Annotated in this window: 20 protein-coding genes; 16 read left to right on the top strand and 4 right to left on the bottom strand. The window is 70.1% G+C overall.

All coding sequences use genetic code 11. The annotated features are described in order from the left end of the window. On the bottom strand, positions 1-1,543 hold a 1,543-nt coding region (locus tag C472_RS15935), incomplete at its 3' end, for an HTTM domain-containing protein (RefSeq protein ID WP_006630896.1). 125 nt (positions 1,544-1,668) lie between these two features. On the opposite strand from C472_RS15935, the gene C472_RS15940 reads away from it, so the two are divergent. Both C472_RS15940 and C472_RS15945 read left to right on the top strand, forming a co-directional pair. After that, entirely contained in the window at positions 1,669-2,841 is a 1,173-nt protein-coding gene (locus C472_RS15940; RefSeq protein WP_006630897.1) for a 3-dehydroquinate synthase II, read from the top strand. Between the two features lie 171 nt (positions 2,842-3,012). Then, positions 3,013-3,624 carry a hypothetical protein gene (locus C472_RS15945; protein ID WP_006630898.1) on the top strand — a complete coding sequence of 204 codons (612 nt, stop codon included), beginning with the start codon at positions 3,013-3,015 and terminating at the stop codon, positions 3,622-3,624. A gap of 426 nt (positions 3,625-4,050) precedes the next feature. Here C472_RS15945 and C472_RS15950 read toward each other — a convergent pair whose 3' ends face one another. Then, the gene (locus tag C472_RS15950; RefSeq protein ID WP_006630899.1) at positions 4,051-5,586 is read right to left on the bottom strand and encodes a carboxypeptidase M32; all 1,536 of its coding nucleotides are present in this window, start codon (positions 5,584-5,586) and stop codon (positions 4,051-4,053) included. Positions 5,587-5,705: 119 nt separating this feature from the next. Between C472_RS15950 and C472_RS15955 the strand changes: the two genes are divergently transcribed. The 12 genes from C472_RS15955 to C472_RS16005 all read left to right on the top strand — a co-directional run bounded on the left by C472_RS15955 (position 5,706) and on the right by C472_RS16005 (position 18,200). Then, positions 5,706-6,758 (top strand): threonine aldolase family protein, encoded by a 1,053-nt coding sequence (locus tag C472_RS15955; protein WP_006630900.1) that lies wholly within the window; start codon positions 5,706-5,708, stop codon positions 6,756-6,758. A gap of 132 nt (positions 6,759-6,890) precedes the next feature. Further along, entirely contained in the window at positions 6,891-7,241 is a 351-nt protein-coding gene (locus tag C472_RS15960) for a DUF2209 family protein (RefSeq protein ID WP_082238299.1), read from the top strand. Then, entirely contained in the window at positions 7,238-8,596 is a 1,359-nt protein-coding gene (gene hflX, locus C472_RS15965; protein WP_006630902.1) for a GTPase HflX, read from the top strand. The genes C472_RS15960 and hflX overlap by 4 nt, the downstream gene beginning before the upstream one ends. 65 nt (positions 8,597-8,661) lie before the next feature. Next, entirely contained in the window at positions 8,662-10,617 is a 1,956-nt protein-coding gene (gene acs, locus C472_RS15970; RefSeq protein WP_006630903.1) for an acetate--CoA ligase, read from the top strand. A 69-nt stretch (positions 10,618-10,686) separates the two neighbouring features. After that, entirely contained in the window at positions 10,687-10,848 is a 162-nt protein-coding gene (locus tag C472_RS15975) for a hypothetical protein (protein ID WP_241433010.1), read from the top strand. Continuing rightward, positions 10,841-10,927, top strand: a complete 87-nt coding sequence (locus tag C472_RS17945; RefSeq protein WP_241433011.1) for a DUF2061 domain-containing protein — start codon at positions 10,841-10,843, stop codon at positions 10,925-10,927. Before C472_RS15975 ends, C472_RS17945 begins: the two co-directional genes overlap by 8 nt. Before the next feature lie 162 nt (positions 10,928-11,089). Beyond that, positions 11,090-12,838 carry a bacterio-opsin activator domain-containing protein gene (locus tag C472_RS15980; RefSeq protein ID WP_006630904.1) on the top strand — a complete coding sequence of 583 codons (1,749 nt, stop codon included), beginning with the start codon at positions 11,090-11,092 and terminating at the stop codon, positions 12,836-12,838. 97 nt (positions 12,839-12,935) lie between these two features. Beyond that, positions 12,936-14,930, top strand: coding sequence for an acetate--CoA ligase (acs, locus tag C472_RS15985; protein ID WP_006630905.1), 1,995 nt, complete (start codon positions 12,936-12,938; stop codon positions 14,928-14,930). 96 nt (positions 14,931-15,026) lie between these two features. Beyond that, positions 15,027-15,536 (top strand): DUF4212 domain-containing protein, encoded by a 510-nt coding sequence (locus C472_RS15990; protein WP_006630906.1) that lies wholly within the window; start codon positions 15,027-15,029, stop codon positions 15,534-15,536. Then, positions 15,533-17,332 (top strand): VC_2705 family sodium/solute symporter, encoded by a 1,800-nt coding sequence (locus C472_RS15995; protein ID WP_006630907.1) that lies wholly within the window; start codon positions 15,533-15,535, stop codon positions 17,330-17,332. Before C472_RS15990 ends, C472_RS15995 begins: the two co-directional genes overlap by 4 nt. Positions 17,333-17,335: 3 nt before the next feature. Further along, the gene (locus C472_RS16000; protein WP_006630908.1) at positions 17,336-17,797 is read left to right on the top strand and encodes a universal stress protein; all 462 of its coding nucleotides are present in this window, start codon (positions 17,336-17,338) and stop codon (positions 17,795-17,797) included. Positions 17,798-17,924: 127 nt separating this feature from the next. Beyond that, positions 17,925-18,200 (top strand): hypothetical protein, encoded by a 276-nt coding sequence (locus C472_RS16005; RefSeq protein WP_006630909.1) that lies wholly within the window; start codon positions 17,925-17,927, stop codon positions 18,198-18,200. Between the two features lie 29 nt (positions 18,201-18,229). Here the strand turns inward: C472_RS16005 and C472_RS16010 are convergent, their stop codons facing one another. Next, positions 18,230-18,886 (bottom strand): NAD-dependent epimerase/dehydratase family protein, encoded by a 657-nt coding sequence (locus tag C472_RS16010; protein WP_006630910.1) that lies wholly within the window; start codon positions 18,884-18,886, stop codon positions 18,230-18,232. Positions 18,887-18,965: 79 nt separating this feature from the next. Further along, positions 18,966-21,650 (bottom strand): heavy metal translocating P-type ATPase, encoded by a 2,685-nt coding sequence (locus C472_RS16015; protein WP_006630911.1) that lies wholly within the window; start codon positions 21,648-21,650, stop codon positions 18,966-18,968. 170 nt (positions 21,651-21,820) lie between these two features. Between C472_RS16015 and C472_RS16020 the strand changes: the two genes are divergently transcribed. Then, positions 21,821-22,015 (top strand): cold-shock protein, encoded by a 195-nt coding sequence (locus C472_RS16020; RefSeq protein ID WP_004045866.1) that lies wholly within the window; start codon positions 21,821-21,823, stop codon positions 22,013-22,015. A gap of 117 nt (positions 22,016-22,132) precedes the next feature. Next, entirely contained in the window at positions 22,133-22,720 is a 588-nt protein-coding gene (locus C472_RS16025; protein ID WP_006630912.1) for a hypothetical protein, read from the top strand. The last annotated feature ends 94 nt before the right edge of the window (positions 22,721-22,814 follow it).

A 22,814-nucleotide genomic window follows, 5' to 3' on the forward strand; every position in this document is an offset into this window, starting at 1 on the left:
CCCGCGGTTCTCCGGCCGGTCCGTCCGGGTCGACCGGCTGCTCGACGTGGAAGACGGTCACGGCCGACAGGTCGCGGTCCGACCGCTCGCAGACGTACGACGCCACCGGTCGGTACCGCGACTCGCCGGCGTTCTTCATCCGGAATCCGAACTGGTGCCAGAGGGTCGTCGGATACGTCGCCGCCGCGTCCGGCGGCCGGTCGAACGAGACCGCCCCGCCGTCCCGCACGTCGATCGCGTCGCCCGATTCGAGCGTCCCGCGGAGGACGTACCACCCGGAGGCGTCCGGCGGGTTCGGCGCGAAGAACGACCAGCTCACCTCCGACAGCTCGCCCGCCGACTCCGACGCCGGGAGGTCGACGAGCCCGACGCCCGCGGCCTGCCACCACACGAGCGCGAGGAAGAATCCAACAAGCAGCAGGGTGGCCCCGACTCGAAGTCCGCGCCGAACCCGAGACCCGGTCGGAGGTGAAGATCCCGTCGCGCGCTCGGCGTCGCCCGTTCTGTCGTCACCGCTTCCGCCGTCACCGCCTCCGCCGTCACCGACACCGCCCTCAGAACGCCCGCCGTCGCTCCGGGCGGTGCGCGGTGCGGACCGAGCGGGAACGGGGAGCTTCGACGCGACGGTCTCGACGTGGTCCCACGCCCCGGGCGGGAGGAACAGGAGCAGCACCGATCCCATGACGAACGGGAAGACGGCGAGCCGCATGGTCGCGGCCATGCCGAGGTGCGCGGAGACGAACGCGAGGGCGACCACCGTCCTGAGCCGCCCGGTCGCGACGACCAGCAGGACCGACGCCGAGAGGAGCGCGATCCAGAGCCAGTTCACCGCCGCGAGGACCGCGGCGTGGTCGGAGACGAGCGGTCCGAGTCCCACGGTGAACTCCCCCAACTGGAAGATCCGAGGGACCGCGACGCCAGACAGCCACGCGTCGCTCCGGTACTTCGAGACCGCGTTCGCCGCGTAGATCGACACGAGCGTCAGCAGCGTGACGGCCGTGCCGACCGAGCAGATCCGTCGTTCGACGACGCCGCTCCGACGACTCCCCCCGAGCGACCAGCGGGCGTCGAGCGGGAGAAAGAGGCTCACGAAGAGGAACACGACTAAAATTGTGTTCCCGCCGTTGATCGCGTACGGGTTCCGGGCGTACAGCGACGCGAACAGGACGACGGAGACGCCCGTCGCCGCCCGCGTTCGATATCCCACGAGCAGGCAGACGGCGGCGAGGGCGGCGACGCCGATCAGTCCGGCCTGTACCCGCGCCGACCCGGACAGCGCGTGGATCGAGACGGCGTCCAACAGCGGGTACGTCTCGGCGAGCGTCGAGCGCGGGAGGACGCCGGCGTCCGTGTAGAACGGGACCACTCCCGGGAGCCGATAGACCAGCAGGTCGGCGAGGAGGAGGAGGGCCAGCGCGGCTCTGAAGACGCCGAGCGCCCGCGGGTCGATCCCGAGTCGGGGTGCGGCGCGCTCGCGGAGGGATTCGCGTGCCGCCGCGTATCGGGAACTCGCCTTCGAGAGCCGTTGCCGTGGTGGCGTCATCCGGTAATCTAACTCATACGAAGTAATCTCACTACTAAGTGCTTTGTCGTCGCCGCGCCGCGCTGTCGGCCGCAACGCACGACCCTTCCGCAGTTTTCAAGCCCGCGCGCCGTGAGGTTCCGACAATGACACGCACGGTCTGGGTCAAAGCCGACGGCGACGTCGGCGACTGGGAGGCGCGCAAGCGACGGGTCACGGCCGCCATCGAGGCCGGGGCGGACTGGGTCCTCGTCGACGAGCAGGACGTCGGGCGCGTCCGGGAGCTCGGCGACGTCAACGTCGCGGCGTTCCGCTCCGACGCCGACGTGATCGACGACGCCGAGAGCGACGCCGAGGCCGACGCGTACTTCGTCGGGAAGGGCGGCGAGGGCGACGGGACGATCGAGATGCCCGACGACCTCTCCGGGTCGGCGGACCTGACGACGCTCAGACGGCGCGACGACCGCGCGCAGGGCGCGTACGTCCGCGTCCTCGGGACCGAGTACGAGGCGTTCGCGGAGACCGCGGCCGACGACGCCGACTTCACCGTGATCGTCGGCGAGGACTGGTCGATCATTCCGCTGGAGAACCTGATCGCGCGGGTCGGCGAGGAGACGCACCTCGTCGCGGGCGCGACCACCGCCGCGGAGGCCCGGACCGCCTTCGAGACGCTGGAGATCGGCGCTGACGGCGTCCTCCTCGATTCCGACGACCCCGACGAGATCCGCGGCGCGGTCGAGGCCCGCGACGCGGCCGACCGCGAGACGCTCGACCTCCGGTACGCCGAGGTGACCGAGGTCGAACAGACCGGGATGGCGGACCGCGTCTGTATCGACACCGGGTCGCTGATGGACGACACCGAGGGGATGTTGGTCGGCTCGATGTCGCGCGGGCTCTTCTTCGTCCACGCCGAGACCGCGGAGTCGCCGTACGTCGCCTCCCGCCCGTTCCGCGTGAACGCCGGCGCGGTCCACGCGTACGTCCGCAACGCGGAGGGCGGCACCAACTACCTCGCGGAGCTGTCGAGCGGCGACGAGGTCCAGCTCGTCGACACCGACGGCAACACCCGCGAGGCGGTCGTGGGTCGGGTGAAGATAGAGAAGCGCCCGATGTTCCGGATCCAGGCGGAAGTCGAGGCCGAGGACGGCACCGACCGCATCGAGACGCTCATCCAGAACGCCGAGACCGTGAAGATCGCCACGAGCGAGGGCCGCAAGGCGGTCACGGAGGTCGAGCCGGGCGACGAGGCGCTCGTCTACTACGAGGACGTGGCGCGCCACTTCGGCGAGGCGGTCGAGGAGAGCATCATCGAGAAGTGAGCGGCCGACCGGAGAGAGGCCGCTAGCAACGAGCGGGCCTGTGGCCCGCGAGTAGCGAGACCGAGTGGAGCGAGGTCTCGTACGCGAGCGGCGCGGCCGCGAGCCGATCGGAACCGGGCGCGTTCGCATCGACCCGAACGTATTAGTGTGATACTTTTATATCGCTGTCGCATGGCCGTCGCAGACGAGAGCCGTCGCGTCGCGGAGTCCGGATTCGTCGAACGGGTTCGACACCTCGCGGACGCCGCGAACCCGGCGTTCGCGGCCGGGTGCTTCCTCGTGCCGCTGGCGTTCCTCGCCGCCAGCCTCGGGCTGGAGAGCACCGAACTGCTCTTCTACACGCACGTCGCCGCGGGCGCGGTGTGGTTCGGTTTCGCGCTGATCTTCTCCGCGCTCATCGGCCCGACGCTCGGCGGGTTGGACGAGGAGGCGTCCGCCGCGGTGAACGGCGTGCTGATCCCGAAGGCCGTCTTCTTCCTCGTCGGCTTCTCGCTGACGACGGTGCTGTCGGGAACGGTGCTGCTGACGCCCGAAATCGGCCTCGGCTACGGGTTCGGCGGCGCGTGGTCCGGGCTGGCGCTCGGGCTCGGCTGGGGGCTGTTCGCGTTCGGGCTGGCGGTCCCGCACCGGCTCCAGCTGTCGGCGTACTACGAGACGCTGTCGGCGGACCCCGACGTATCCAGGCTCGAATCGATCGAGAAGAAGAACCTCATCGTCGGGATGTTCGAGGGCGCGATGATGCTCGTGCTCGTCGGCCTGATGACCGGGTTCCGGCTGGGATAGGTCGCGGAGAGGCCGTTATGTGTGAACCGATTCCGTCACTACGTTGAGGACGTTCCCGAAGCCCCAGCCGCTCGGCTGAACGGGATAGCTATTTATAAGCGAGAGATCGACACGGACACCGCCTCACGGCTGCCCCTTCGAGTCCCACCCCGCACAGCACCTCACGCCTCCCCAGCCTCGTCGCTGGCGGCCGTCGCTTCGCTCGGCCGCCGGCGACTCCCTCGCGCGTGCTGACTCGCGGTCGCCGAGGGCGACCGCTCGCAGGCACGCGCCACCGCCCACGGTATGGATCTCGTCCCNGCGACTCCCTCGCGCGTGCTGACTCGCGGTCGCCGAGGGCGACCGCTCGCAGGCACGCGCCACCGCAGTATCGACTCTCCGCCACGCGCGATTGGTTATAAGCAACGCAGAAACGGCTGAGGCCGTTTAAATCCCGTACAGCTCGCCGTACTTCTCGTCGACGTAGTCGAGGAACGCGTCGGCGGTGAAGTCCTCGCCGGTCGCGCGCTTGACCAGTTCGTTCGTCTCGTAGCGGGAGCCGTGCTGATGGACGTTCTCGCCGAGCCAGTCGTGGAGGTCGTCGAAGTCGCCCTCGGCGATCTTCGCGTCGAGGTCGTCGATCTCGCTTTCGGCGGCCTCGAACAGCTGGGCGGCCATCACGGAGCCGAGCGAGTAGGTGGGGAAGTAGCCGAAGTTGCCGTGGCTCCAGTGGATGTCCTGAAGGCAGCCCTCCGTGTCGGTCTCCGGGCGGATGCCGAGGTACTCCTCGTACTTGTCGTTCCAGACCTCGGGCACGTCCTCGACCGCGAGGTCGCCGCGGATCAGGTCCCGCTCGATCTCGAACCGGATCACGATGTGGAGGTGGTAGGTGAGCTCGTCGGCCTCGACCCGAATGAAGTTGTCCTCGTACACCTGGTTGAACGCCTCGTAGGCGTCCCGAACGCTGGCGTCCTCCGTCTGCGGGAAGTGCTCCTGGAAGGTCGGGAGGAACCGCTCCCAGAACGCCTCGCTGCGCCCGACGTGATTCTCCCAGAGGCGCGACTGCGACTCGTGGACCGAGAGGTCGCGGGACTGGCCGAGCGGCGTGCCGAAGTGCTCCTGCGGGAGCCCGAGGTTGTACTGGGCGTGACCGAACTCGTGAATCGTCGAGCCGACCGCGCCGAGCGGGTCCGTCTCGTCGAAGCGGGTGGTCACGCGGCAGTCGAACTGGTTGCCGGAGGTGAAGGGGTGCGAGGAGACGTCGAGGCGGCCGCGCTCGAAGTCGTAGCCGACGAGTTCGAGCGCCTCTCGGGAGAGCTCCTCTTGGGTCTCCTCGGCGAACGTGCCCTCGAAGGTGTCGACCGCGAGCTCGACGTCGGAGTCGCGGATGTCGTCGATCATCGGGACGAGCGCCTCTCGGAGCTCGGTCAGGATCGACTCGGCGCGCTCCATCGACAGGCACGGCTCGAACTCCTCGAAGAGGACCGCGTAGGGGTCGCGGTCGGGGTCGATGTGCTCGGCGTACTCGCGTTTCAGCTCGACGTGCTTCTTCAGGTACGGCGCGAACTCGTCGAAGTCGTCCTCGGCCTTCGCCTCCTCCCACGCCTGGAGCGCCTCGGAGCCGGTCTCCGAGATCTCCTCGACGAGTTCGACCGGGACGGCGTCGGCGCGCTCGTACTCGCGGCGGACCTCGCGGACGACCGCGGCCTGCTCGTCGGTGAGGTCGGCGTCGTCGAGCTCGTCGAGCAGCTCGCCGGTCTCGTCGTCGGTGACCATGTCGTGGTGGACCGAGGAGAGCGCCGAGAGCTGCTTCGAGCGGGCGGGGGTGCCGCCCTCGGGCATCATCACCTGCTGGTCCCAGCCGAGGACGCCGGAGGCGCTGCCGACCGCGTTCCACCGCTGGACGCGGTCGAGGAGGGCGTCGTATGCGTCCGGTGCGTCAGACGCGTCGTCCGTGTCGTCTGCCGTGGCTTCCGTTGCCATGCGTTTCGAATCGATCCCCGTCGTTAAGAAGGAACCGAACGCGGAACGCCGTTCGCGGCCGCTGACGGCCGCCGCGAGCGCGGGATATATGCCCGGCGGCGCGGAACGACCTACAACCGATGCCCGAAGCCGACGAACTCGACATCGACCTGCGCTCCGACACCGTGACGACGCCCTCGGACGCGATGCGCGACGCGGCCGCGACCGCCGAGGTCGGCGACGACGTGTACCGCGACGACCCGACCGTCAACGAGCTGGAGGCCCGCGCCGCCGAGGCGGTCGGGGCCGAAGCCGCGCTGTACGTCCCCTCCGGGACGATGGCGAACCAGATCGCGGTCCACGTTCACACGGAGCCGGGACAAGAACTGCTCTTGGAGCGCGAGTCGCACATCTACCGCTGGGAGCTGGCGGGCGCGGCGAAGCTCTCGGGCGTCCAGACGCGGACGATAGACGCCGGTGACCGCTGCGTCCCGACACCCGAGGCGGTCCGCGAGGGGCTCGTCGACGAGGACCTTCACCGGCCCGGGACCGGCCTCCTCGCCGTGGAGAACACGCACAACTACCGGGGCGGGAAGGCGGTCCCGGTCGACCGGATCGCGGCCGCGGCCGAGGCCGCCCGCGAACGCGACGTGCCGGTCCACCTCGACGGCGCGCGCCTGTTCAACGCCGCGGTCGCGCTCGGCGTCGACGCGAGCGAGATCGTCGACCGCGTCGACAGCGTCACCTTCTGTCTCTCGAAGGGACTCGGCGCGCCCGTCGGCTCGATCCTCGCCGGCGACGAGGCGTTCGTCGAGGACGCGCGCCGCGTCCGCAAGCTGTTCGGCGGCGGGATGCGGCAGGCGGGGATGATCGCCGCGCCCGGGCTGAAGGCGCTGGAAAACGTCGACCGCCTCGCCGACGACCACGCCAACGCCGAGCGGCTCGCGGCCGGGCTGGACGCGCTCGACGGCGTCGACGCGCCCGCGCCCGACACGAACATCGTCGTGGCGCACACGGAGGCGGCCGGGATCGAGGCCGCCGACCTCGTGACGGCCTGTAAGGAGGCGGGCGTCGGCTGCGTCGAGTTCGACGACTACGTGACCCGGTTCACCACGCACCTCGACGTCGACGCCGACGACGTCGACGCCGCCGTCGACCGGATCGAGGCGGTCGTCGAGGACCTGCGGGCCTGACCGGCGGCACGGAAACGTTCAATTCGCCGGCCGACGTACGGCGGCGCATGGACGAGACGAGGACGGCGGTCCCGGTTCGGTCCCGGCCAACAGGGGTGGAGCGCGCCCGCCCCTGAGGTCGTCGGCGTCGACATCAGCGGTCGCCACGAGGAGGACGGCGAGTACCTGATGGTCGCGGCCGCGGTCCACGCGCGGATCGACTCCGCGCGGATCCGGTCCGTCGAGGGGATGGGCTTCGCCGCCGCGCGCAAGGGACCGACCTTGGAGGCGACCGTCGCGCTCACCGCGGAGGCGGTCGGTCGCCTCCCGGAACCGCCCGACGGACCGATCGTCGCGGAGGGCGGCGAGTTCTACGAGGAGCCGGCGGAACGGGTCGGACTCAGCTTCCAGCCCGAGTTTAAATACGTCGAGAGCATAGGCGAGCGCGAGACAGTGCAGGCAGCACACCACGCCGCGTACGCCGCCCGGGAGCTTCTCCTATGACCGGAGACGCCGCGGGGGCGGACGCCGACGCCGGTCCGACGGGCGAGGGACGCCGAGCAGTCGTCGCCAAGCGCGTCGACGCCGGGGAGGCCGACCTCTCCGAGATCGGCCAGCTCGCGGCCGCCGCGGGGTACGACGTGGTCGGCGAACTCACCCAGACCCGCACGGAGGACGCCGCGTTCATGTTCGGCGAGGGGAAGGTCGCGGAGCTCCGGGACCTCGTCCGCCGCACCGACGCCGAGGCGGTGATAATCGACAACGACGTGGGGCCGTACCAGACGTTTAACATCGGCGGGAGGCTCGCCGAGGGCGTCGAGGTGGTCGACCGGTTCACGCTCATCCTCGAGATATTCGGCCAGCGCGCCAACACGCGGAAGGCGCAGCTCCAGGTCGAGCTCGCGGAGCTGCGCTACGAGCTGCCGCGCGCCGAGGCGAAGGCGAGCCTCGCCAAGCGCGACGAGCGGCCGGGGTTCATGGGGCTCGGCGAGTACGACGAGAGCGTCGAGCGCGACATCAAACGCCAGATCTCCGAGATCCGCGACGAGCTCGAATCGATCGCGGCGAAGGAGGAGGCGCGCCGCGAGCAGCGCCGCGACTCCGGGTTCGACCTGGTCGCGCTCGCGGGCTACACCAACGCCGGCAAGTCGACGCTGATGCGGCGGCTCGCGGCCGAGATCGACGTCGACGAGAACGCCGAGCGCCACCCGGACCTCGACACGACCGCCGAGTCGCAGGACATGCTGTTCACGACGCTCGGCACCACCACCCGACGGGCCGAGATGGAGAAGCGCGACGTGCTCCTGACCGACACGGTCGGGTTCATCTCCGATCTCCCCCACTGGCTCGTGGAGTCGTTCGAGTCGACGCTCGACTCCGTCTACCGCGCCGACCTCGTCCTCCTCGTCGTCGACGCCAGCGAGCCCGTCGAGGCGATGCGCGAGAAGCTCGTCACGAGCCACGACACCCTCTACGAGCGAAACGAGGCCCCCGTCGTCACCGTCTTCAACAAGATCGACCGGCTGGAGCCCGGCGAGCTGGCGGACAAGCGCGCCGCGCTCTCGGGCGTGGCACCCGACCCGATCGGCGTCTCGGCGAAGACGGGGGCGGGCGTGGCCGAACTCCGGGACCGCGTCGAGGACGAACTCCCCGAGTGGGAGCGCGAGCGACTCGTCCTCCCCGTCACCGACGACGCGATGAGCCTCGTCTCGTGGGTCCACGACCACGGGCACGTCGACGAGGAGACGTACGCGGGCGACCAGGTGACCGTCGACTTCGAGGCGAAGCCGTCGATCGTCGCCCGCGCCCGGGCGAAGGCGGCCGACATCACGGCCCGGCCGGCCGAGGAGTCGGTCTGACGGCGGCTCTCACTCGGCGGGGCGCTCGGACAAAGTATACCTTTCTCCGCGGGCCAATACGTGTCATGGACGAATCCGGGAGCCGCGGTCGGCTCGTCGACGGCGACGGGGACGCCGTCCCGCCGCCGGCCGACTTTCGCGAGCGAGCGGCCGCGAGCGACCCCGCGGTGTACGAGCGGTTCGACCGGGAGGGGCCGGACGCGTGGCGCGAGGCCGCCGACCTGTTGACGTGGGACCGCGAGTACGAGACGGTCCTCGACGACTCCGAGCCGCCCTTCTACGAGTGGTTCCCCGACGGTCGGCTCAACGCCGCGGCGAACTGCGTGGACCGCCACCTCGACGAGCGCCGGAACCAGCTCGCGATCCGGTGGTTCGGCAAGCGCGGCGAGCGCCGGTCGTACACCTACCTCGACCTCCACCGCGAGGTGAACGCGGTCGCGGCCGGGCTCCGTGACCTCGGCGTCGAGGAGGACGACGTCGTCACGCTCTACCTGCCGATGATCCCGGAGCTACCGATCGCGATGCTGGCGTGCGCCCGGATCGGCGCGCCGCACAACGTCGTGTTCGCGGGGCTGTCCGCGGAGGCGCTCGCGACCCGGATCGACGCCGCCGACTCCGAGTACCTGATCACCTGCGACGGCTACTACCGCCGGGAGGACGCGTTCAACCAGAAGTCGAAGGCGGACAACGCGCGGATCCGCGCCGAGGGGGACCTCTCGGCCGCGGTCGTCGTCGACCGCCTCGGGGACGAGCTCTCCGTCTCGCTGGGAGACGACGAACACGAGTACGACGCGCTCGTCGACGCCCACGACGGCGAGACGGTCGAGCCGGTCGCGCGCGACGCGACGGACCTGCTGTTCGTGATGTACACCTCCGGGACGACGGGGCGACCGAAGGGCGTCGAACACGCGACCGGCGGCTACCTCGCGCACGTCGCCTGGACGACGCGGAAGGTCTTGGACGTGCGCCCCGAGGACACCTACTGGTGCGCAGCCGACATCGGCTGGATCACGGGCCACTCCTACGGCGTCTACGGCCCGCTCGCGACGGGGACGACGACGGTGCTGTACGAGGGGTCGCCCGACTACCCGGACCGCGACCGCGTGTGGGACCTGATCGAGCGCAACGCGGTGAGCGTCTTCTACACCTCGCCGACCGCGATCCGCTCGTTCATGAAGTGGGGCGCGGAGTACCCCGACTCCCACGACCTCTCGTCGATCCGACTGCTGGGGACGGTCGGCGAGTCGATCACGCCGAAGGCGTGGCGCTGGTACCGCGAGCACGTCGGCGGCGGCGACGCGCCGATCGTCGACACGTGGTGGCAGACCGAGACCGGCGCGATCGCGCTCGCCACGCTCCCGGGCGTCACGCCGATGAAGCCGGGAAAGGTCGGCCCGCCGCTCCCCGGCATCGACGCGCAGGTCGTCGACGAGGACGGCGAGCCGGTCGACCCCGGCGAGTCCGGCTACCTGACGCTCGCGTCGCCGTGGCCCGGCATGCTGCGCGGGCTCCGCGAGGGCGACGAGCGCTACCTGCGGGAGTACTGGCTGAACGGCGAGGACGGTTGGCGCTACCGCACCGGCGACGGCGCGACCGTCGACGAGGACGGCTACGTCACGATCCTCGGCCGCGTCGACGACGTGATCAACGTGCGCGCGCAGCGGTTCAACACCGGCGAGCTGGAGGCGGCCATCGTCGACGCCGAGGGCGTGACCGAGGCCGCGGTCGTCGGAGACGACGACGGGCGGATCGTCGCGTACGTGACGACGAAGAGCGGCGTCGAACCGGGCGAGGCCCTCCGCGACGCCATCGCGGACCGACTGACGAGCGCCGTCGGCGACGTGGCCCGCGCCGACCGGGTCGTGTTCACCCCCGAACTCCCGAAGACGCGCTCCGGGAAGATCATGCGACGGCTGCTGGAGGACATCGCCCGGGGGGAGGAGTTCGGGGACGTGAGCGCCCTCCGCAACCCCGAGGTCGTCGGCGAGATCGAGTCGACCGTTCGCGAAGAGCGAAACTGAAATAAGTTCCACATCGGCCTACGGGGAGCGGCGATTGGTCACTTGCCGCCAGCGACCGAAGGACAGGGTATGAACACGGACACCTTCCTCTCGGGACGCGGTCAACCGAGACGCCGTGCCGTCGTCAAGGCCCCCTGCTACCGGGCGTTGATGGTCACCATCACGGTCCTCGTCGCGTCGCTCGTCGTCGGCGACGTCGGGCGGGCGGCGAGGCATCGGCCTCGTGACTAACGCCGTAAAGACGCTTACGTACTACGGCCACGAGCGCCTGTGGGATCATGTGTCCCGGGGCGTCGGCGCATCCGGGTGACCGCTGCCACCGACAGCTTCGGAACTCACTGAGCAGGCGAAATACTTCTCCGGTCTCGACGGCCGCTTCTGTGAATATTTCTGTGAAAATGGTTCGTCCGCCACCGAGAGCGGTAACGACCGGAACAGTTTTATTTCGGCTGAGCGTCGAGATCCGAAACAGATGGTCGACGGCCTCAACGCGGACGCCTACGACGCGCTCGTCACCGCCGCGGAGACGTATCGCGCGGCGCTCGTCGTCAGGCTGGCCGGCGAGGCCGGGCTCCGGACCGAGGAGATAACCCGCGTCGCCCCGCGGCACCTCCGCGAGGCGGAGTCGAGCGCGGGCGCTCGGATCCTCTCGGTGCCTGCGACCGACGCCGGCCGGATCGACAGGGAGACCGTCGTCTCGGCATCGCTCGCGGCCGACCTCGACCGGTACGCGAGGAGCGAGGGGGTCGACGACGACGAGCCGTACGTCGACGTCTCGCCCCGTCGCGTCCAGATGATCGTGAGCGAGACCGCGGCGCGGGCGGCCGACCGCACCGACGGGGCGCTCGACGAGCGGGTCACGCCGAGCCTCCTCCGGAAGACGTTCGCCCGTCGGCTGCTCGTCGACCGCGACGTCGACCCGCGGGCGGTCCGTGACGCGGGCGGCTGGGAGTCGCTCGGCACGCTCGACCCCTACCTCGACCCGCTCGACGGGGAAGCGCTCGCGGCCGCGATAGCCGCCGACGGGGACCCGGCCGACGCGGCCGCGGGGCGGACGGGAACGACCGTCCTCTCGGGGTTCGAGGCGCTCGCGGACCCCGGATCGGCGGACCCCGTCGCGGCCGTCCCAGAGGGACTGATCGAGGCGGACCGCTGGGCCGAGGCCTGGATCGTCCGCCGCGCGGTCGGGGGCGAGCGGACCGACGTCGCGGCGGCCGCGGGCGTCGACCCCGAGGCCCTCGCGGACCGCGTCGCGGCCGCCGAGGGACCGTGGCTGGACGCGATAGCCGACGCCGTGCCGACCGCGACCGACGGCGGAAAGGGCACGGCGGGGCGGCCGGGGCTTGCGGTCCCGGCGACCTACGAGGGCGTCGTTCACGGCGCGCTCTGCGTCGTCGCGGGCGACGGCGACCCGGTCGAGGAGAGCGAGCGCCGGGCCCTCGCCGCGCTCGGTCGGTGTCTCGGGCGGGCGATCACCGCCGACCGGTGGCGGGAACTGCTCCACTCGGACGCGGTCACCGAGGTCGAGTTCCACACCGCCGACGAGGGGGCGTTCCTCGCGCGGGCGAGCGACCGGCTGGGCTGCCGGATCGAACTGGCGTCGACCGTCGACGTCGACGACGACGTGTCGCGGGCGTACCTCTCCGTCGACGGCGCTCGGCCGCAGGACGTCGCGGCCGTCGTCGAGGCGGGGACGGGCGTCTCCGACTTCCGGGTGATAGAGACCCGGGAGGACGGCTGTTCGGCGTCGCTCCGCCTCGCCGACGGCTCGCTGGTCAGGGCGCTCGTCGACCACGGCGCGACGGTCCGCGACGCGTCCGCCGCCGACGGGCGGGTCCGCGTCGTCGCCGACTTCCCGGAGGGGACGAACGTCAGACCGATCGCCGACGGCCTCCGCGAGCGGTTCGCCGACGTCCGACTCGCCAGCAAGGAGTCCGTCGCCCGGTCGCCGCGGGCGGAGTCGTCGCTCCGCGAGGGGGTCGCGGACCGGTTCACGGACCGCCAGTGGGCCGCGCTGTCCGCGGCGTACCACGGCGGCTACTTCGACTGGCCGCGCGGCAGCACCGCCGAGGAGGTGGCCGACGCGATGGGCGTCTCCTCACCGACGTTCCACAACCACCTCCGGAAGGCGCAGCGCGCCCTGCTCGACGGCGTCTTCGAGGAGGAGACGGAGCGCTCCGTTCGAGAGGGCGAGGAGCGCGCGGTCCGCACCGACGGCTGATCGCGGCGGTCCGTCGCGATTCGACGGTGGTCTATCACGATTTTTCGTATTTAGCGTCAGCGTTTATATGGCGATATCGGTTGGATACGACCGTACCATGACAGAGGGAGACGGCCAACTGGAAGCGAGACTGGCGGAACAGGAGGTATTCGAGCCGTCGGAGTCGTTCGTCGAGCAGGCGAACGTCTCCGACCCGGAGATATACGAGGAGTTCGAGGAGAACTGGCCCGAGTGCTGGGAGGCGGCCGCCGACCTGCTGGAGTGGGAAACCGACTACGACCAGGTGCTCGACGACGGCAACCCGCCCTTCTACGAGTGGTTCACGGGCGGTGAGCTGAACGCGTCGGCGAACTGCCTCGACCGACACCTCGACGAGCGCGGCGACGAGGCCGCCATCGAGTGGGTCGGCGAGCCGGTCGACGAGGACGACCGCACGTACACGTACGAGGAACTCCACCGCGAGGTCAACGAGTTCGCGGCCGCCCTTCGGGAGCAGGGCGTCGAGGAGGACGACGTCGTCACGATGTACATGCCGATGATCCCGGAGCTGCCGATCGCGATGCTGGCGTGCGCGCGCATCGGCGCGCCGCACAGCGTCGTGTTCGCCGGGTTCTCGGCCGACGCGCTCGCGACGCGGATGAACTCCGCGGAGTCGGAGTACCTCGTCACCTGCGACGGCTACTACCGCCGCGGCGACCCGCTCGACCACCTCGACAAGGCGAACGAGGGGCTCGCGGACGTCGAGCACGACACGACCACGGTCGTCGTCGACCGCCTCGGTCCGAACGGCGACGACTTCGGTCACGACCTCGGCGACGACCAGATCGACTACGGCGACCTCGTGGCCGAACACGAGGGCGCGACGGTCGAGCCGGTCACGCGCGACGCCGAGGACATGCTGTTCCTGATGTACACCTCCGGGACGACGGGGGAGCCGAAGGGCGTGAAACACACGACCGGCGGCTACCTCTCGTGGGTGTCGTGGACCTCGCAGTCGGTCCTCGACATCGAGCCGGATGACACGTACTTCTGTTCGGCCGACATCGGCTGGATCACCGGGCACTCGTACATCGTCTACGGGCCGCTCTCGCTCGGGACGACGACGATGATGTACGAGGGAACGCCTGACCACCCGGAGCGCGACCGCCTCTGGGAGATCGTCGAGGAGCACGAGGCGACCCAGCTGTACACCGCCCCGACGGCCATCCGGGCGTTCATGAAGTGGGGCGAGCAGTTCCCGGACCGCCACGACCTCTCCTCGCTGCGGCTGCTCGGCACGGTCGGCGAGCCGATCAACCCGCGCGCCTGGAAGTGGTACTACCAGCACATCGGGAACAAGGAGTGCCCGATCGTCGACACGTGGTGGCAGACCGAGACGGGCGGGATGATGGTGACGACGCTGCCCGGCGTGAAGGACATGAAGCCCGGCGCGGCGGGCCCGGCGCTGCCGGGGCTCGACGTCCAGATCCTCGACACGCTCGGGGACGAGGTCGAGCCGGGCAAGGCCGGATACCTCACCGTACAGAAGCCGTGGCCGGGGATGCTCCGGACGCTGTACAACAACGACGAGCGCTACATCGAGGAGTACTGGGCTGAGTACTCGGACACCGACAGCGACGACCCCGACGACTGGGTGTACTTCCCTGAGGACGGCGCGAAGATCGACGAGGACGGCTACATCACCGTCCTCGGCCGCGTCGACGACGTGCTCAACGTCTCCGGCCACCGGCTCGGGACGATGGAGATCGAGTCCGCCATCGTCGGCGTCGAGGGCGTCGCCGAGGCGGCCGTCGTCGGCGGGAACCACGACATCAAAGGCGAGGCCGTCTACGCGTACGTGACGACCGAGGACGGCTACGAGGGCACCGACGAGCTCCGCGAGGCGATCGTCGCGGGCGTCGAGGACGCCATCGGTCCGATCGCGCGGCCCGAGCAGATCGTGTTCACCCCGGACCTGCCGAAGACGCGCTCCGGGAAGATCATGCGCCGCCTGCTCGAGAACATCGCTGACGGCGAGGAGCTCGGGAACACGAGCACGCTTCGGAACCCCGAGATCGTCGAGGAGATCCAGCAGAAGGCCAACGCCGAGTAGCGCTCGGCGGCCCGTTTTCGTCCGTTCCGAACACGACCACGACGGACGACACGACGACAAACATCACGAAAATACCACACAAACACACGCCAAAACATGACAGATAATAACTCACGCGAACGAGACGACGCCACCGCTACCGGGGGTCGCGCAGCCGACGACGCGGCCACCGACGGGGGTCGCGCAACTGACGACGCGGCCACCGACGGGGGTCGCGCAACTGACGACGCGGCCACCGACGGGGGCGTCGCGACCGGCGCGGCACAGACGCACAACGACACCGACTACCTCGGGGCGGAAGTGAACATTCTGAACCCGAGCACGCCGTACATGCGGGATCACCTCCGCATCGTCTGGTCGGGGTTCGCCGTCTGGGTCCTCGCGGTGTGGGGCCCGGTGACGCTGACGAACTTCGCGCCCGGCGTGATGACCCAGACGATGCCTATCCTCGGGTTCCCGCTCCACTACTTCCTCGTCGCGTTCGGCGCGCCGACCAGCGCGCTGATCCTCGCGTTCTGGTACTCCCGGAAGCGGGACGCGCTCGACGAGAAGTACGGCATCGAGCACGGTGACGTCGCGGCGACCGACGGAGGGACCGACGAATGACGGGCGCGTCGCTCCTCCTACAGAGCGACCTCCTGCCGGAGGCGCTCGACATCTCGTTCAAGCTCGCGCCGTCGATCCTCGTGATCGCGATGCTGGGGCTGTTCCTCACCATCGGATTCGTCTTCCGCGTCGCCGACACGGAGAACATGTGGGTCGCCGGCCGCTCGATCGGGAACGTCGAGAACGGGATGGCGATCGGGGCGAACTGGATGTCCGCCGCCTCCTACCTCGGCATGGCGGCCTCGATCGCGCTCGCAGGGTTCTACGGGCTGGTGTACGTCGTCGGCTGGACGACGGGCTACTTCATCCTGCTCATCTTCCTCGCGGCGCAGCTGCGCCGGTTCGGGAAGTACACCGCGCCGGACTTCGTCGGCGACCGGTTCAACTCCGACACCGCGCGCGCCATCGCGGCGGTGACGACGTTCCTCATCGGCTTCGTCTACGCCATCGGGCAGGCGAAGGGGATGGCGCTGGTCGGACTGTACATCTTCGGCGACTACGGCGGACTCATCCCCGGCCTCGACGGGTACCAGGTGATGGTGGTGGCGATGATGGTCGTCACCGTCGGCTACCTGACGCTGTCCGGGATGCTGGGCGCGACGAAGAACCAGGCGGTCCAGTACGTCATCCTCATCTTGGCGTTCGTCGTCGGGCTGTTCGTCGTCGGCTACACCAACGGCTACTCCACGGTGTTGCCGCAGCTCGAGTACGGCGCGCTGATCAGCCAGCTCGGCAGCGAGTTCTCCGAGCCGTTCGCCTCGTCGAGCTACTACCTGTGGGTCGCCACGACGTTCTCGCTCATCGTCGGGACCTGCGGGCTGCCGCACGTGCTCGTCCGGTTCTACACGGTCGAGAGCGAACGGACGGCCCGCTGGTCGACGGTCTGGGGGCTGTTCTTCATCTGTATCCTCTACTGGAGCGCCCCGGCGTTCGCGGCGTTCGGTACGGACCTCTACTCGCAGAACGTCGGCGCGACGTACGGTGACCCCGGCATGACGAGCGCGGCCAGCGAGGTCATCGTCGTGCTGGCGGCACAGCTGTCCGGGCTCCCGGACTGGTTTGTCGGCATCGTCGCGGCGGGCGGTATCGCCGCCGCCATCGCGACGGTCGCCGGGCTGTTCATCGCCGGCTCGTCGGCGATCAGCCACGACATCTACACGAACATCATCAACGAGGACGCGACGCAGCGCCAGCAGATCCTCGTCGGTCGCCTCTCGATCGTCGCGCTGGGCGCGCTGACAACGCTGGCAGCGCTCAACCCCGCGTCGTCGATCGCGGCGCTCGTCGGGTACGCGTTCTCGCTGGCCGGCTCCGTCCTGTTCCCGATGTTCTTCCTCGGCATGTGGTGGGAGAACGCCAATCGGCAGGGCGCGCTCGCCGGCATGACCACCGGACTGACGCTCTGGTCGATCCCGATGATCAACCAGATCGTCCCGACGTACGTCAGCTCCCTCGAAGCGCCGCTGTCGGCCGGGCTGGCGACGTGGATGCCCGCCATCGGCTCGGCGCTCATCACGCTCCCGGTCGTGTTCGCGGTCACCATCGTCGTCTCGATGGCGACGGACGAGCCGTCGCTCGAAACCAAGCGGATCGTCCGGCAGTGTCACAGCCCCGAACCGATGGGGCAGCAGCAGACCGCCGAGGACGTCGTCGCCGCGGACGGCGGCGAGGACGTGGCGACGGACGGCGGCCGCGCAGTTGACGACGCGGCGACGGACGGCGGCCGCGCAGTTGACGACGCGGCGACGGACGGCGACCGCGCAGCTGACGACGAAGTCACGGAGGAATCGGAGTAATCCATGTACGAACGCATCCTCGTTCCCACGGACGGTAGCGACGTCGCGGAGGCCGCCGTCGACCACGCGCTCGACCTCGCGGAGCGGTACGACGCCGAGGTCCACGCGCTGTACGTGGTCGACATCGACTCGGTGAACTTCAGTCTCGGGACCGAGCAGGTCGACCGGCTCAAGCAGGGCCGGTTCGACGAGATGGGAGAGCTGAAAGAACAGGCCGACGAGGCGACCGGCGTGGTCGCCGACCGCGGCGCCGACCGCGGCGTCGACGTCGTCCAACACGTCTCCGGTGGCCGGCCCCACAAGGTGATCGCCAACTACGCCGAGGACCACGAGGTCGACCTGATCGTGATGGGGAGCCACGGCCGCGCCGGCGTGCGCCGCGCGCTGCTCGGCAGCGTGACGGAGCGCACCCTGCGCTCGACGCACGTCCCCGTCCTCGTCGTCGACTACCTCGAAGCAGACTGACACCGCCTCAACGGGGACCGATCCCCGACGGGCACGGTCGACTCTGCGGCCGACGGATCGCCCCGTCGCGCGGTCGACGCCGCGCGATTCCGCAACACCGACGTAACCCCCCGAACACACTCACTTCATGCCCGACTCGGACGCCGCGGAGCCGCCGGACGACCAGCCGACCGACCCGAGCGTCGCCGACCGCGCCCGGCACGTGCTCAGCGAGAACGGGACCGGAATGTTACAGGACCTGCTGTTCGCGCTCGTGTGGGTGGGACTCGCGTCGGCGCTGTACAACGTCGCCTTCCCGACGGCTCCGCAGTGGGTGCTGTACATGCTGATGATCGCGGGGATCCCGGCGTACTTCGGCTTCTTCGTCTCGCTGGAGATGGCGAGGGAACGCAGCGCGCGCTGAGTCGGCGTCGGCTCTTTTCGCCCGGTCGATCAGTCGGCGAGGTCGCGGATATCGGAGACGTCGAGCAGCCGCTCGCCCGGGTCCAGCGCGGCGCGGTACGCCGCGCGCGCGACGGTGCCGACGGCGAGCGGCCGCGACTCGCCGAGCCGCGACGCGATCGGCGGCGCGCTCGCGGCGAACCGGAGGACGCGGTCGGCGACGCCCGGGAGGTGCGGCTGGCCCTCGCCGTACACCGGTCCCGGCCGGAGGACGACGGTGTCGAGGTCGAGGTCGGCGACGGACGCCTCCGCGCGGCGCTTTGCGGTCAGGTAGGCGTTCCGGACGCCGGGCGGCTTCGCGGCCGCAGAGAGGAACACGAAGGCGTCGACGCCGGCGCGCTCGGCCTCCAAGGCCGTGAGGACGCACGCGTCGCCGTTGACGCGCTCGAAGGTGACGCCCTCCGTCGGCGACTCGGTGAGCGTTCCGACCGAGTGGACGACGGCGTCGACGCCGTCGAGGCGGTCGCGCCACGCGTTCGGCCGGAAGAGGTCGGCGCTCGTCCACGAGACGGCCTCTACCCACTCCTCGTCGACGTCGGGGCGACCGCTCCGCGACACGCTGCGGACCTCGTGGCCGTCGCGGACGGCGAACCGACAGACGTCGCGTCCGATGAAGCCGCTGCCGCCGACGACGAGGAGGGTCGACATATCCCGGGGTACGCCCCGGGCCGTCTTGGGGCTTCGGGACGGCGTTCAAAAGTGAAGCGGGGTGGCGGCCGCGGATCGATTAGCGCCGGAGGAACCCGAGGAGGGCGTAGTCGCGGTCGGGGTCGTACCGCCGGAACAGCAGGCTGTTCGTCAGCACCGACACCGACGAGAACGCCATCGCGCCGGCCGCGAGTGCGGGCTGGAGCAGTCCGAGCGAGGCGAGCGGGATCATCGCGGTGTTGTAGCCGAGCGCCCACACGAGGTTCTGTTTGATCTTCCGGAGCGTCGCGTCCGAGACGCGGATCGCCTTCACGACGTCGAGCGGGTCGTCACGCATCAGCGTCACGTCGGCGGCCTCGATGGCCACGTCCGTCCCGGAGCCGATGGCGGTCCCGACGTACGCGACCGCGAGCGCCGGGGCGTCGTTGACGCCGTCGCCGACCATCATCGCCCGGCGACCGTCCGCCTGAATCTCCTCGACCGCGTCGGACTTGTCCTCGGGGAGGACCTCGGCCCGGACGCTCTCGGGGTCGATCCCGACCCGCTCGGCGACCGCGCGGGCCGTGCGCTCGTTGTCGCCCGTGATCATCATCACGTCGACGCCGCGCTCGCGCAGCTGGCTCACCGCCTCTGCGGCGCTCGGTTTCACCGTGTCGGCGTCGGCGACGACGCCGAGGAGTTCCCCATCGTCAGCGCCGGCGCGGACGCGGGCGACGAGCATCGCCGTCTTCCCCTCGCGTTCGAGTCGCTCCATCGTCTCCGCGGCCGGCTCGGGATCGATCCCGGCGTCGCGCAGCAGCTTCCGGTTACCGACCAGCACCTCGTCGCCGTCCACGGTCGCTCTCACCCCGTGACCCGGCACGTTCTCGAACGACTCGGGGTCCGAGAGGCCGAGACCGCGCGCCTCGGCCCCGTCGACGACGGCGCGGGCGAGGGGGTGTTCGCTGCCGCGCTCCGCGCTCGCGGCGAGCCGGAGGACCTCGTCCTCGGCCGTCGCCGTCGAATCGCCGGTCGCCGCGTCCTCGCTCGTCGCCGCTTCGCTCCCGCTCTCGACGACAGCGCCCCCGTCGGGCACCTCGCCGACCGCGACCACGTCCGTGAGCTCCATCTCGCCGCGCGTGAGCGTCCCGGTCTTGTCGAAGACGACGGTGTCGACGTCCTTCGCGCGTTCGAGGACGTCGCCGCCCTTGAACAGGACCCCGTTCCGGGCCCCGATGGTGGTCCCGACCATCGTCGCGGCCGGGGTCGCGAGGCCGAGCGCGCAGGGACACGCGATCAGGACCGAGGAGGCGAACACGACCACCGCGAACTCGAACACGGAGACGCCCCCGCCGACCGGCGCGGGCCCGCCCGCGACCTGTCCCCACAGCGGGAGCCGGTCGACGAACGCCGCGAGCGTCTCGGGGAAGAGGAACCAGACGACTCCCCACAGCAGGGCGTTCGCGATGACCGCCGGCACGAAGTACGCGGAGATGCGGTCCGCGAGGTTCTGGATGTCAGGCTGGCGCGACTGCGCCTCCTTCACGGTCCGGACGATCTGCTGGAGGGCGGTGTCCGCGCCGACCTTCGTCGCCTCGATCACGAGGAGCCCGTTCTCGTTGACGGTCGAGCCGACGACCTCGTCGCCCTCGGTCTTCTCGACCGGGACGGACTCGCCGGTGACCATCGACTCGTCGACGGCTGACTGCCCCTCGACGACGACGCCGTCGGTCGGGACGCGCTCGCCCGGCCGGACCTTCATCCGGTCGCCGACCGCGACCTCGTCGAGCGGGACCTCCGCCTCGGTGCCGTCCTCGCCGACGAGGGTGGCGGTGTCGGCCTCCATCTCCAACAGCTTCCGGAGCGCCTCGCCGGCCTGCCCCTTCGAGCGCGCTTCGAGGTAGTTGCCGAGCGTGATGAAGACGAGGATGAGCGCGGCCGTGTCGAAGTAGACGCCCCCGGCGATCAGGTTGAGGAGGACGGCGACGGAGTAGACGTACGCCGTCGTCGAGCCCAACGCGATCAGCACGTCCATGTTGGCGCGCCCGTTCGTGACGAGCGCCTTGTAGGAGTTCCTGTAGAACGGCCGGCCGAGCACGACCTGGACCGGCGTCGCGAGCGCGAACGCGACCCAGTGGATCCCGACGCCGAAGACCCGGTCCGGGACGACCGTGCCGCCGAGGAGGAGGGCGTCGATCATGAAGAAGAGCAGCGGCGCGGAGAGCGCCGCCCCGAACAGCGTCAGCCGGCGCTGCCTGCGGATCTCGGCGTTCCGGGCCGCGTCGCGCGCGCTCTCGCCGGAACTGGCTCCGCCGGTGCCGTCGGCACCCTCGCCGTCGCCCCCTTCGCCGTCGCCGCTGCCGTCCTCGCGGACCGGCGAGTACCCCGCGGCCTCGACGGCGTCGTACAGTGCCGAGAGCGATGTCTCCGCCGGGTTGTACCGAACCTGCGCCTCGTCGGTGGCGTAGTTCACGTCGGCCTCGATAACTCCGTCGACCGCTTCGAGGGCGTCGCGGTTGGCGTCCGCGCAGTTCGCGCAGCTCATGTCGGTGATCGCCACGGTCGCCGTCTCGGAGACCGCGCCGTAGCCCGCGTCCTCGATCGCCTCGTAGATCGCGGCGAGCGAGGTCCGCTCCGGGTCGTACTCGACGCTGGCCTCGTCGGTGGCGTAGTTCGCGTCCGCCCGCGAGACGCCGTCGAGCGACTCCACGGCGTCGCCGACGGTCGCCGAGCAGTTGGCGCAGCTCATCCCCGTGATGTCGAGGCGGGTGGTTCTGGTGCTCATCTTGTGTTGTACTACGGGGTACTCCCTTAGTGCGTTTTCCCATTCGGAAGCAAAGTCTGAAGCGGGCAAAAATTTGGAATCGAAAGCGATCGGCGCGGATCGGCCGATTTCGGTCGGCGGTCGCGGCGCACGCAACACTTATACGCACGTCGGGAGACAGTTGAGACGCGATGGCGACAGGCAAGGTCGACTTCTTCAACGACACCGGCGGCTACGGATTCATCGAGACTGACGACGCTGACGAGGACGTGTTCTTCCACATGGAAGACGTCGGCGGCCCGGACCTCGAGGAGGGACAGGAGGTAGAGTTCGAGATCGAGGAGGCGGACAAGGGTCCGCGCGCGACGAACCTCACTCGGCTGTAACTCGCCCGGCGGTATCCGCTACCGGCAGACTCGGACAGCTCTCGAAACGCGTTCCCGTATATTCACCCGCCGAGCGACTGCGCCGCCGTTTTGGTCGGCGAGCGTCGATCGCACTCCATGGCGGGTGACGACACTCACGCGGTCCCGGACGATGACGACGCTCGTGGGGTTCCGAACGACCTCGACGCGTTCGTGGGGGAGCACCTCGACCGCTACGCCGAGACGCAGGGCGTCCTCCCCGAGCGGCTCGACGAGTTCGGCGAGACGTACCGATCGCAGGGATACCTGACACGGGACCAGCTGTACGAGATCGCCTACGAGTCGTCGACGCGGAGCGCGTACCACGTCGAGAAGAACCCCGAGGCGCGGTGCCGGGAGGTGACCGAAAACGCCCGCGCGGTCGACGGCGACTTCTCGGCGATCCACCTGATCACGGGGCTCGCCGGGTTCAAAGCGCCGACCGCGTCGTGCGTGGCCGCCGCGCTCGACGGCGACCGCCACGCGGTCGTCGACACGCGCGTCTGGGCCTCGCTCGAACGGTTGGGCTACCTCGACGGGCGCAAGGAGTCATTCGACGCCGGAGACTACGTCGCGATGATCGGGCCGATCCGCGAGATCGCCGCCGAGACCGGCCACCGCGCGGTCGACGTGGGCTACGCGCTGTTCGCGTACGACGCGCACGTCCGAGAGGGGACGCTTCACTAGTTCGTCCGACCGGGCCGCTCCCGCTCAGACCGGGAACTCGACGCCGGTCGCCTCGGTCGAGTACCTGTCTCTTATACACATCTCTGATGGCGCG

The organism is Halorubrum tebenquichense DSM 14210, assembly GCF_000337415.1.
GTDB lineage: Archaea > Halobacteriota > Halobacteria > Halobacteriales > Haloferacaceae > Halorubrum > Halorubrum tebenquichense.